Annotated in this window: 11 protein-coding genes; 2 read left to right on the top strand and 9 right to left on the bottom strand. The window is 69.5% G+C overall.

Annotated elements, in window-relative coordinates; all coding sequences use genetic code 11:
* Window positions 1-250: 250 nt before the first annotated feature.
* Entirely contained in the window at window positions 251-1,378 is a 1,128-nt protein-coding gene (locus AC2VOR_RS07575; RefSeq protein ID WP_486963513.1) for a GuaB3 family IMP dehydrogenase-related protein, read from the bottom strand.
* Between the two features lie 7 nt (window positions 1,379-1,385).
* On the bottom strand, window positions 1,386-2,984 hold the full coding sequence (guaB, locus tag AC2VOR_RS07570) for an IMP dehydrogenase (protein ID WP_369740322.1): 1,599 nt from the start codon (window positions 2,982-2,984) through the stop codon (window positions 1,386-1,388).
* 159 nt (window positions 2,985-3,143) lie between these two features.
* Between guaB and AC2VOR_RS07565 the strand changes: the two genes are divergently transcribed.
* Window positions 3,144-3,557, top strand: coding sequence for a DUF5319 domain-containing protein (locus AC2VOR_RS07565; protein ID WP_369740324.1), 414 nt, complete (start codon window positions 3,144-3,146; stop codon window positions 3,555-3,557).
* Window positions 3,558-3,583: 26 nt separating this feature from the next.
* Here the strand turns inward: AC2VOR_RS07565 and AC2VOR_RS07560 are convergent, their stop codons facing one another.
* From AC2VOR_RS07560 to AC2VOR_RS07550, 3 genes are all read right to left on the bottom strand, one after another.
* Window positions 3,584-4,366 carry an anti-sigma-D factor RsdA gene (locus tag AC2VOR_RS07560; RefSeq protein ID WP_369740325.1) on the bottom strand — a complete coding sequence of 261 codons (783 nt, stop codon included), beginning with the start codon at window positions 4,364-4,366 and terminating at the stop codon, window positions 3,584-3,586.
* Window positions 4,359-4,934 (bottom strand): sigma-70 family RNA polymerase sigma factor, encoded by a 576-nt coding sequence (locus tag AC2VOR_RS07555; RefSeq protein WP_369740327.1) that lies wholly within the window; start codon window positions 4,932-4,934, stop codon window positions 4,359-4,361. Before AC2VOR_RS07555 ends, AC2VOR_RS07560 begins: the two co-directional genes overlap by 8 nt.
* Window positions 4,935-5,015: 81 nt before the next feature.
* On the bottom strand, window positions 5,016-5,837 hold the full coding sequence (locus AC2VOR_RS07550; RefSeq protein WP_369740329.1) for a hypothetical protein: 822 nt from the start codon (window positions 5,835-5,837) through the stop codon (window positions 5,016-5,018).
* A gap of 378 nt (window positions 5,838-6,215) precedes the next feature.
* Between AC2VOR_RS07550 and AC2VOR_RS07545 the strand changes: the two genes are divergently transcribed.
* The gene (locus tag AC2VOR_RS07545; protein WP_369740331.1) at window positions 6,216-6,524 is read left to right on the top strand and encodes a WhiB family transcriptional regulator; all 309 of its coding nucleotides are present in this window, start codon (window positions 6,216-6,218) and stop codon (window positions 6,522-6,524) included.
* 40 nt (window positions 6,525-6,564) lie between these two features.
* Here the strand turns inward: AC2VOR_RS07545 and AC2VOR_RS07540 are convergent, their stop codons facing one another.
* From AC2VOR_RS07540 to groES, 4 genes are all read right to left on the bottom strand, one after another.
* Window positions 6,565-7,344: an enoyl-CoA hydratase gene (locus AC2VOR_RS07540; RefSeq protein WP_369740333.1), complete on the bottom strand. Its 780-nt coding sequence runs from the start codon at window positions 7,342-7,344 to the stop codon at window positions 6,565-6,567.
* Window positions 7,345-7,662: 318 nt separating this feature from the next.
* Entirely contained in the window at window positions 7,663-7,935 is a 273-nt protein-coding gene (locus AC2VOR_RS07535) for a type II toxin-antitoxin system Phd/YefM family antitoxin (protein ID WP_369740335.1), read from the bottom strand.
* 161 nt (window positions 7,936-8,096) lie between these two features.
* On the bottom strand, window positions 8,097-9,737 hold the full coding sequence (gene groL / locus AC2VOR_RS07530; RefSeq protein WP_369740337.1) for a chaperonin GroEL: 1,641 nt from the start codon (window positions 9,735-9,737) through the stop codon (window positions 8,097-8,099).
* Between the two features lie 82 nt (window positions 9,738-9,819).
* Complete coding sequence (gene groES / locus AC2VOR_RS07525; RefSeq protein WP_007167930.1) at window positions 9,820-10,122, bottom strand: co-chaperone GroES; 303 nt, start codon at window positions 10,120-10,122, stop codon at window positions 9,820-9,822.
* Between the last annotated feature and the right edge of the window lie 5 nt (window positions 10,123-10,127).

Below are 10,127 nucleotides of genomic sequence, written 5' to 3'. Positions count from 1 at the left end.
CCTCGCTCTCATCCTCCTGGCTTGCGGACCGGTCACCCTCGAACTCCCATACCACACCAGGGGCCACCCACATTCATGTCAATAGAGCCCGAAATTGACCTCGGGCGCAAATACCAGATAACTCATCCAACCTCCGACGCAGTCGAATACGCGATCAGTATTCCGCCCGTTATCGGCTGCGGCAGCGCAAGTTTCGACCCTCTCAGAGCCTTAACATGCCGGGTTCATCCGCTGTTCACGCGGCGTGCCGTCAAGAGCCGACGGTCAGACCGACCTTCTGGAATTCCTTGAGGTCGCAGTATCCGGCCTTGGCCATCGACCGGCGCAGGCCACCGACCAGGTTGAGGCTGCCGAACGGATCGTCGGACGGCCCGCCCAGAACGCGTTCCATCGGCGGGCGCTCGCCGGCGGCGATCTGCAGCAGCGCCCCGCGCGGCAGCGACGGGTGCGCGGCCGCCGCCGGCCAGAACCACCCATCGCCGAGCGCCTCGGCGCACTCGGCGAGCGGGGTGCCCAACACCGCCGCGTCGGCGCCGCAGGCGATCGCCTTGGCCAGCTCACCGGAGGTGTGGATGTCGCCGTCGGCCAGCACGTGCACGTACCGACCGCCGGTCTCGTCGAGGTATTCGCGGCGTGCGGCGGCGGCGTCGGCGATCGCGGTGGCCATCGGCACGCTGATCCCCAGCACCTCGTCGGTGGTCGTCACGCCCCGGGTGGAGCCGTAGCCGACGATGACGCCGGCCGCGCCGGTGCGCATCAGGTGCAACGCGGTGCGGTGGTCCTGCACGCCGCCGGCGACCACGGGCACGTCGAGCTCGGAGATGAAGGTCTTCAGGTTCAGCGGCTCGCCGTCGCTGGCCACCCGCTCGGCCGAGACGATAGTGCCCTGGATGACCAGCAGGTCGATGCCGGCCGCGACCAGCACCGGCGTCAGCCACTGCGCGTTCTGCGGGCTGACCCGCACCGCGGTGGTGACGCCCGCCTCCCGGATGCGCGCCACCGCCGAAGCCAGCAACTCCGGGTCCAGCGGTGCCGCGTGCAGTTCCTGTAGCAGACGCACCGCCGCCGAGGGTTCGGGCTCCTTCTCGGCGGCCTCGACGAGCTGGGCGATCTTGGCCTGCACGTCGGCGTGCCGCCCGATCAGGCCTTCGCCGTTGAGGATGGCCAGCCCGCCGAGCCGGCCGAGTTCGATGGCGAACTCCGGCGACACCAGGGCATCGGTCGGGTGGGCCAGCACCGGGATCTCGAACCGGTAGGCGTCGAGCTGCCAGGCCGTCGACACGTCCTTCGACGAACGGGTGCGTCGCGACGGCACGATGCTGACTTCGCTGAGCTCATAGGTGCGGCGGGCGATGCGGCCCATCCCGATCTCGACCATGCCGGGCTCAGCGGGCATAGTAGTTCGGCGCTTCGACGGTCATCGCGACGTCGTGCGGGTGGCTTTCGCGGAGGCCGGCGGCGGTGATCCGGACGAACTGCGCCTGCTGCAGCGCCTCGATGGTGGGCGATCCGGTGTAGCCCATGGCGGCGCGCAGCCCGCCGGTCAGCTGGTGGATCACCGACGACAACGGACCGCGGAACGGCACCCGGCCCTCGATCCCCTCGGGTACCAACTTGTCCTCCGAGAGCGCGTCGTCGGCGAAGTAGCGGTCCTTGGAATAGGACCGACCCCCACCGCCGGTCCCGCCCCTGCCCTGCATGGCGCCCAGCGATCCCATGCCGCGGTAGCTCTTGAACTGCTTGCCGTTGACGAAGATCAGCTCACCGGGCGCCTCGGCGGTGCCGGCCAGCAGCGATCCCAGCATGGCCGTCGACGCGCCGGCGGCCAGGGCCTTGGCGATATCACCGGAGTACTGCAGGCCCCCGTCGGCGATCACCGGCACGCCCGAAGGACGACAGGCCGCCACAGCTTCCAAGATCGCCGTGATCTGCGGCGCGCCGACACCGGCCACCACCCGCGTCGTGCAGATCGATCCCGGACCCACCCCGACCTTCACCGCGTCGGCGCCGGCCTCGACCAGCGCGGCAGCCGCCGCGCGGGTGGCCACGTTGCCGCCGATCACCTCGACCCGATCGCCGACCTCGGCCTTGAGCTTGCCGACCATGTCGAGCACCAGCCTGTTGTGGGCGTGCGCGGTGTCGACGATCAGCACGTCGACCCCGGCGTCGACCAGCATCATCGCGCGCACCCAGGCATCGCCGCCGACTCCGACCGCGGCGCCCACCAGCAGCCGGCCGTCCCGATCCTTGGTGGCCAGCGGGTGTTGTTCGGTCTTGACGAAGTCCTTGACGGTGATCAGCCCGGTCAGCCGGCCGTGCCCGTCGACGACGGGCAGCTTCTCGATCTTGTTGCGGCGCAACAGGCCCAGTGCGGCATCGGCGCTGACGCCCTCCTGCGCCGTGATCAGCGGGGCCTTGGTCATCACCTCGGCGACCTGCTTGCTCTGGTCGACCTCGAACCGCATGTCGCGGTTGGTGATGATGCCGACCAGCGCGCCGGCGTCGTCGACCACCGGCAGGCCGGAGATCCGGAAACGAGCGCACATCGCGTCGACCTGGGCCAGCGTGTTGTCCGGGCGGCAGGTGACCGGGTCGGTGACCATGCCCGCCTCGGACCGCTTCACCGTCTCCACCTGGCCCGCCTGTTCGGCGACGGGCAGGTTGCGGTGCAGCACACCCATCCCTCCGGCGCGCGCCATCGCGATGGCCATCCGCGACTCCGTCACGGTGTCCATCGCCGAGCTGACCAGCGGCACCTTGAGCCTGATCTTCTTGGTGAGCTGGCTGGCGGTGTCCGCGGTGGCGGGCACCACGTCGGACGCCGCCGGCAGCAACAGGACGTCATCGAACGTCAGACCCAACATGGCTACCTTGTTGGGATTGTCGCCCCCGGTCGGCACCGAGTCCTCCGTCAGGCCGCCGCGCAGGTAAGGGCTCGCAACCAGGTCGGAACTGTCTTCCAGGTGGGACATGCCACGGGACATCGGTGAGGCCTCCATACGCATGCGAAGTGAGACACCCATCCTATCGGCTCGCCCCCCGCCGGTGACGATGCGCGCCGCGGACGGACCGCCGAATCGCCGCGGAGACGGCGCGCGTTTACCTGCTGGCGTTCCCGTCGGGGGCGTGCGTACCCTAGAGGGGTGCGCAACCACCTCCCCCCGGGTTTGCCGCCCGACCCGTTCGCCGACGACCCCTGTGATCCGTCGGCGGCTCTCGATGCCGTAGAGCCGGGTCAGCCGCTCGACCAGCAGGAGCGCATTGCGGTCGAGGCCGACCTGGCGGACCTGGCGGTCTACGAGGCGCTGTTGGCGCACAAGGGGATTCGCGGGCTCGTGGTGTGCTGCGACGAGTGCCAGCAAGACCATTACCACGACTGGGACATGTTGCGGGCCAACCTGCTGCAACTGCTGATCGACGGCACCGTCCGCCCGCACGAGCCGGCCTACGACCCCGAGCCGGACTCCTACGTGACTTGGGATTACTGCCGTGGGTACGCCGACGCTTCGCTCAACGAGGCGACCTCGGACGCCGACGGATACCCCCGGCTGCACTGAGTCGGCCGCACCGAGTCGCGCCCCGGCTAGGGGGCGCCGTCCGGCGCCTCCGGTGCGGGCACGGCGGTCTGGCCATGGCGGCGATGACCCCCGGGGAACGGCGTGGGCGCGGGACTCGATCCCTGTTCCGGCGGCGGAGGCATCGAGACGTCCGGCGGCTGGGACACCGGCGCCGTAACCCCGGGCCCTCCGGACGCGGGAGGCAGCGTCGCGTTCGGGTCGCGCGAGCGGACCTTCGTGTCGAGCAGGTTGACCTGGTCCATCAGGTCGTGCCGGCTGGCGTTGTCGTTCATCGACTGCACCGCGGTGCTGACCTCGGCCAGCTGCGTGTGCGCCTGGTCCCACTGGCCCTGGTTGATCATTTCCTGGACCTTGGCCAGCTCCGCCTTGGCGGACAACGTGATCTGGTCGTCGTTGACCCGGGGCTCGTCGAAGACCATCGCATGCAGGCCGTAGAGGGCGTCCCCGGGGCGCGCCTCGGCCACCAGGGCCCCGAACCCGCTGAGCGCCAGCAGCGTCGCGGCGACCGACCCGATCGCGGCCAGGCCCCGCCGGCTGCGCCGGCGTTCCGCGATCCCGGCGCGCAGCGCCTCGACGGCCTCCTCCGGCGACACCAGCGCGCTGGCCGGCGGCCACCGCAAGTTGTCGCGCCAGTCCTCCAGCAGTTGGGCCAGCGCCGCGTCGTCGGGGTCGTCGCGATCCTGCAGATCGACCGGGAGGCGTTCGGCGAGCGCGTCGAGCAGCACATCGGTACGGGCGAACTCGTCCATTCCCGGCTGGTCGCCGAGGGCACGTCCAAACTCACGCATAGTCACCTGCCGCAACGATTTCGGATTTGAGGCGCATCAGAGCACGGTGCTGGGCCACCCGCACCGCGCCCGTGGTGCTGCCGACGGCCGCGGCGGTCTCCTCCGCGGACAGGCCGACGACGACGCGGAGGATCAGGATCTCGCGCTGTTTGGCGGGCAGGATCTCCAGCAACTCGCTCATCCGGCTCACCGAGTCGGCCTCGATGGCCCGCTGCTCCGGACCCGCCTCGGCCGACCAGCGTTCGGGAACCGTTTCGGCCGGGTAGGTGAGATCGCGGCCCGCCGCGCGATGGGCGTCGGCGACCTTGTGGGCGGCGATCCCGTAGAGGAAGGCCAGAAAGGGCCGGCCCCGTTCGCGGTAGCGGGGCAGCGCCGTAATGGTGGCCAAGCACACCTCCTGAGCCACGTCATCGGCTGACAGACCACCTCGCTCGACCGTGCCGACTCGCGCCCGGCAATATCGCACCACTATCGGACGGATGGTCTCCAGCACCTCCCGTAGAGCCTTCCGGTCCCCCGCTGCGGCCTCGGCCACCGCGGCGTCGAGACGTTCCCCTTGAATTGTCATCGACGGCGGTATCTCCAACGTTACGGACCGGACACATCCCGGGGCTTACCTACGCAATGACAATAACGGGCGGAGGGCCGTTCAATCGGTATGCCAGGTTCCACCGGCGCGTCGCACCTGACCTGCGCAGATACCGCGAATTTCGGCCAAATTCCGTGCCGCAAACGTGACGCTCCCGATATCGATCAGCAAGCATGCCAGGGCCCATCGCAGTGGCGTCAGCCCCAGCCGGGCGGTCTCGTCCAGCGCGGTGTCGGCCACGGCGCGGGCCTTGTCGGTGGCACCGGCGCTGCACAGGGCGGCCGCCAGGACGACGTCGCTCTTGACCCGGTGCCGCGCCGAGGCGACCGCCATCGCCCGGGACAGTTCGACGGCCTCGCCGGCGTGGCGGACGGCGATGTCGCCGTGACCGCCGGCCATCGCCAGCTCGGCGGCCACCCACCGTCGGCGCACGGCAAGCCGGTCGGGCATCACCGGCCCCGGTTCCAGCACCTCGTCCACGCGGGCCAGCAACGCCGCCGCGGCGGCCAGGCGCCCGACGCCCAGCGCGTCGGCAGCGAGCCCGGTCAGCGCGTCGGCGCGCGCCTCGGGGTCCGCGCCCGCCAGGGCCAGGGCCCGACCGTCCCAGCCCCGCGCCACGGTGTGCCATCCCAGCTGGCGCAGGAACGATCCCTGCGTGCTGTGGGCCAGCGAGAGCAGGCGCCCCGGCGCACGGCCGCGCCGCAACTGGGCCAGATCGCGACAGGCGCTGCCGTATCGGCCCTGCCCACCGGCCGCCACCGCCCGCAGCCACAACTGCTGCGCGGTGCTCGCCGTCGGCAACGGCCAGCGGCCCGGCTCGCCGCCGAACGCGGCGGCGGCCAACTCCTCGTCGACCCCGGAAGTGTGATAAGTCTCAATCACCGGCATAGTAGTAAACAGTTCGTGCGGGTTGTGTTACCGAAATGTTAATCGCAAACGCGCCATGGCTAATTGCCCGGCGCCGCCCTCCCGGCACTGAGCTGGGACGATCTCGATTCGGCCAATTGCCTGGTAGCACCCCTTCCCGTCGGGGAATGCGGCATAGATGAACGCAGAGTAAAATATGCTCCAACGCTTACATATTTTGCCGTCCTAAGTGGCTATTGACGGAAATTCGCGGTCCCCCCTAACGTCTACCGGTGACGGGTTGTCATCGGTGACGCCGCTTCATTTCAGTTGCACCACAGCTTTTCGGACACTTCTCGGACGCTTCTGGAACTCGACCTCAACTGGCGTGCCGTGCAGAGAGGGAACAAGCCAATGCCACAGCCTGATCAGCTACCCGGGCCCAACGCCGACATCTGGAACTGGCAACTCCAGGGCCTGTGCCGCGGCGTTGACTCGTCGATGTTCTTTCACCCCGACGGTGAGCGCGGACGCGCACGCACGCAGCGCGAGCAGCGCGCCAAGGAAATGTGCCGGCAGTGCCCGGTGATCCAGCAGTGCCGTTCCCACGCCCTCGACGTCGCTGAGCCCTATGGCGTCTGGGGTGGCCTGTCGGAGTCCGAGCGCGACCTGCTGCTCAAGGGGGACATCGGCCGCGGGCGGGGCATTCGCCGATCGGCCTGAGTTGTCCTGAGCCCGGCGGCCGCGGACTGCGGCGCGGCCCTCACCCGTTCCAGCGGGGCGGGCGCTTCTCGATGAAGGCCTGGACGCCCTCGAGCGCGCAGGGATCCATCATGTTGGCGGCCATCGTCGCGCCCGCGTCCTCGTAGGCGGACTCGATTCCGGCTTCGATCTGGCGGTAGAAGAGGGCCTTGCCCATGGCGACGGCGACGCGCGGCTTGGCGACCACCCGCGCCACCAGCGCCTCGACCACGTCGTCCAGCGCCTCGGGGGCCGCCACCTTGTTGACCAGCCCCAGCACCCGCGCCTCCTCGGCCGACACGAACTCGCCGGTGACCAGCATCTCGAAGGCGGCTTTGCGGGACAGGTTGCGCGACAGCGCCACCCCCGGTGTCGCGCAGAAGAGCCCGACGTTGATGCCGCCGACCGCGAAGCGCGCGTCGCGGCCGGCCACCGCGAGGTCGCACATCGCGACGAGCTGGCAGCCCGCGGCGGTCGCCAGACCGTGGACACGCGCGATCACCGGCACGGGCAGGCGCTGGAAGGCCAGCATCACCGCCGTGCACTGCGCGAACAGCCGCTGGTAGTACTCGAGCGACGGCTCGGAGCGCATCTCCTTCAGGTCGTGGCCGGCGCAGAAGGCCGTGCCGGAAGCCGCGAGGACGACGGCACGCACCGCTTCGTCTTCGCCGAGCGCGCCGACGGCCTCACCGAGCGCCGCGAGCATCGCCTCCGACAGCGCGTTGAACGCGTGCGGGCGGTTCAGCGTCAGCGTGACGACGCCGCGCTCGTCGCGGTGTTGCAGCAGCAGCGGTTCTTCCATCGCTTGACCTCACTCGTCGCCCCGGCGCTGCTCGGACGCTAGCACCGGTCGCCCGAGCTGACGCCAAAGTCTCACCGATAAGCGTCCCTGCGCTTGGCCATGTTGAACACCGTCACTTCGCCGACGGCATCGTCGGTGGAGTACACCACCCGGTATTGTCCGAAGCGCTCACGCCAATCACGCTGACTCCAACCAGTTTCTTCACGTTTACGGGTCGCGGATCAGGGGACAAACCCACGACGACCTGCAGCGCGGCTTCCGACTCGGCACGTGGGAGCCGCTGTGACTGTCTGAGTACGTCCGGGTGAAACGAGATCTTCATCGGGCCGCGAACGCGTCGGCGTCGACACCGAGCTCATCGAGCATCTCCGCCAGAGGCAGCGCCCGAAACGAGTGTGCCCACAGCTCGCGCATCCGAAGCGCGTCGACGACATCGGCGTGCTCGTGCAACCGCTCGTAGTCGGCCAGGCTGATGATCACCGCGACTTCGGTGCCACTGTCGGTGATGATGGCTTCTTCGCCGGTCGCGGCCACCGCCCGCACCACAGCTCCCAGGCTGCCCCGCAGGTCGCGCAGACTATGCGCACTCATGTGTACACCGAGCGGGACAGTCGCAGCGCCGAAAAGGAACACCCCCGGCCGCTCGGATCGGAGCCGACTCCGTGGGATGCAACTCAGCGGTGATGACGCCCGCCGAACTGAATACGAAAGCGCCCCCGACATCAGCCGGGGGCGCATCCGCATTGCTCGCTTTAGTGGTGGTGGTGATGCCCGTGGCCGTGGCCATGTCCGTGACCGTGGCCGTCGCCCTCCTCCTCGGCGGGCTTGTCGACAACCGCGGTCTCGGTGGTGAGCACCATCCGGGCCACCGACGCGGCGTTGAGCACCGCCGACCGGGTGACCTTGACCGGGTCGATGACGCCGTCGGCGATCAGGTCGCCGTAGCGCAGCGTGGCGGCGTTCAGGCCGTGCCCCGCGGGCAGCTCGCTGACCTTGTTGACCACGACCGCGCCGTCGAGCCCGGCGTTGTCGGCGATCCAGTACAGCGGTGCGGCCAGGGCGTCGGAGAAGACATCGACCCCCGTCGCCTGGTCGCCGGTCAGCGACGCCCGCAGGTCGTCGAGCGCCTTGCGGGCCCCGATGAGCGCCGTGCCACCGCCGGCCACGATGCCCTCCTCGACGGCCGCCTTGGCCGCCGCGACGGCGTCCTCGACGCTTTCCTTGCGCTCTTTGAGCGCCGTCTCGGTGGCGGCCCCGACCTTGAGCACGGCGACCCCGCCGGCCAGCTTGGCCAGCCGCTCCTGCAGCTTCTCGCGATCCCAGTCGGAGTCACTCGCCTCGGCCTCGGCGCGCAGCTGCTTGATGCGGGCGGCCACCGCCTCAGCGGACCCGCCGCCGTCGACGATGATGGTGTCGTCCTTGCCGACCACGACCCGGCGGGCCGAGCCCAGGACCTCGACCCCGACCTCGCGCAGCAGCAGGCCGGCGTCGGGGTTGACCACCTGGCCGCCCGTGACGATCGCCAGGTCCTCCATGAACGCCTTGCGCCGGTCGCCGAAGAACGGCGACTTGACCGCGACGGCCTTCAGCGTCTTGCGGATCGAGTTGACCACCAGCGTCGCCAGTGCCTCGCCCTCGATGTCCTCGGCGATGATGACCAACGGCTTGCCCGCTTCGGCGACCTTCTCCAGCATGGGCAGCAGGTCGGGCAGCGAGCTGATCTTCTCCTGGTGCAACAGGATCAGCGGGTCCTCGAGCACGGCCTGCTGGGCGTCGAAGTCGGTCACGAAGTACGCCGACAGGTAGCCCTTGTCGAAGCCGACACCCTCGGTGAACTCCAGCTCGGTGTTCATCGTCGAGGACTCCTCGACGCTGACGACGCCGTCGGTGCCGACCTTGTGCATCGCCTCGCCGACCAGCTCGCCGATCTGCGCGTCGCGCGAGGAAACCGTCGCCACCTGAGCGATCGCCTCCTTGCCGGACACCGGAGTCGCCGAGGCCACCAGGGCCTCGGACACCGCGTCGGCGGCCTTGCCGATGCCCGCGCCGAGCTCCATCGCGTTGACCCCGGCGGCGACCAGGCGCAGACCGCCCTTGACCAGCGCCTGGGCCAGCACCGTTGCGGTGGTCGTGCCATCACCGGCGACGTCGTTGGTCTTGGTGGCCACCGACTTCACCAGTTGGGCGCCGAGGTTTTCGAACGGGTCCTCCAGGTCGATCTCGCGCGCGACGGTGACGCCGTCGTTGGTGACCGTGGGACCGCCCCAGGACTTGGCCAGCACCACGTGCCGGCCGCGCGGCCCCAGGGTGACCCGGACCGCGTCGGCGAGCGCGTTCACGCCCGCCTCGATGGCACGACGCGCGTCCTCGTCGTACTCAATGAGCTTGCTCATCAGGCTCCTTCTCGGCTACTGACGCATGCCGCCCCGGAAATCACCCGTGCTTCACACGGGGATCGCCGGGGCGGAACGCGGGTTACTTGGATACGACAGCCAGCACGTCGCGCGCCGACAGGATCAGGTACTCCTCGCCGTTGTACTTGATCTCGGTGCCGCCGTACTTGCTGTAGATGACGGTGTCACCCTCGGACACGTCCAGCGGGATGCGCTTTTCGCCGTCTTCGTCCCAGCGGCCCGGGCCGACGGCGACGACGGTGCCTTCCTGCGGCTTCTCCTTGGCGGTATCAGGAATGACCAGACCGGACGCGGTCGTGGTCTCGGCCTCGTTGGCCTGCACGAGAATCTTGTCCTCGAGTGGCTTGATGTTCACCTTCGCCACGATGG

The organism is Mycobacterium sp. TH-M103, assembly GCF_057473785.1.
This window is presented reverse-complemented; position numbering and strand designations above follow the sequence as displayed.

Bases quoted from the DNA above. Each gene is read 5' to 3' on its own strand.
- AC2VOR_RS07575 (WP_486963513.1), bottom strand. From the start codon at position 1,378: ATGGTCGAGATCGGGATGGGCCGCATCGCCCGCCGCACCTATGAGCTC.
- guaB (WP_369740322.1), bottom strand. From the start codon at position 2,984: ATGTCCCGTGGCATGTCCCACCTGGAAGACAGTTCCGACCTGGTTGCG.
- AC2VOR_RS07560 (WP_369740325.1), bottom strand. From the start codon at position 4,366: ATGCGTGAGTTTGGACGTGCCCTCGGCGACCAGCCGGGAATGGACGAG.
- AC2VOR_RS07555 (WP_369740327.1), bottom strand. From the start codon at position 4,934: ATGACAATTCAAGGGGAACGTCTCGACGCCGCGGTGGCCGAGGCCGCA.
- AC2VOR_RS07545 (WP_369740331.1), top strand. From the start codon at position 6,216: ATGCCACAGCCTGATCAGCTACCCGGGCCCAACGCCGACATCTGGAAC.
- AC2VOR_RS07540 (WP_369740333.1), bottom strand. From the start codon at position 7,344: ATGGAAGAACCGCTGCTGCTGCAACACCGCGACGAGCGCGGCGTCGTC.
- AC2VOR_RS07535 (WP_369740335.1), bottom strand. From the start codon at position 7,935: ATGAGTGCGCATAGTCTGCGCGACCTGCGGGGCAGCCTGGGAGCTGTG.
- groL (WP_369740337.1), bottom strand. From the start codon at position 9,737: ATGAGCAAGCTCATTGAGTACGACGAGGACGCGCGTCGTGCCATCGAG.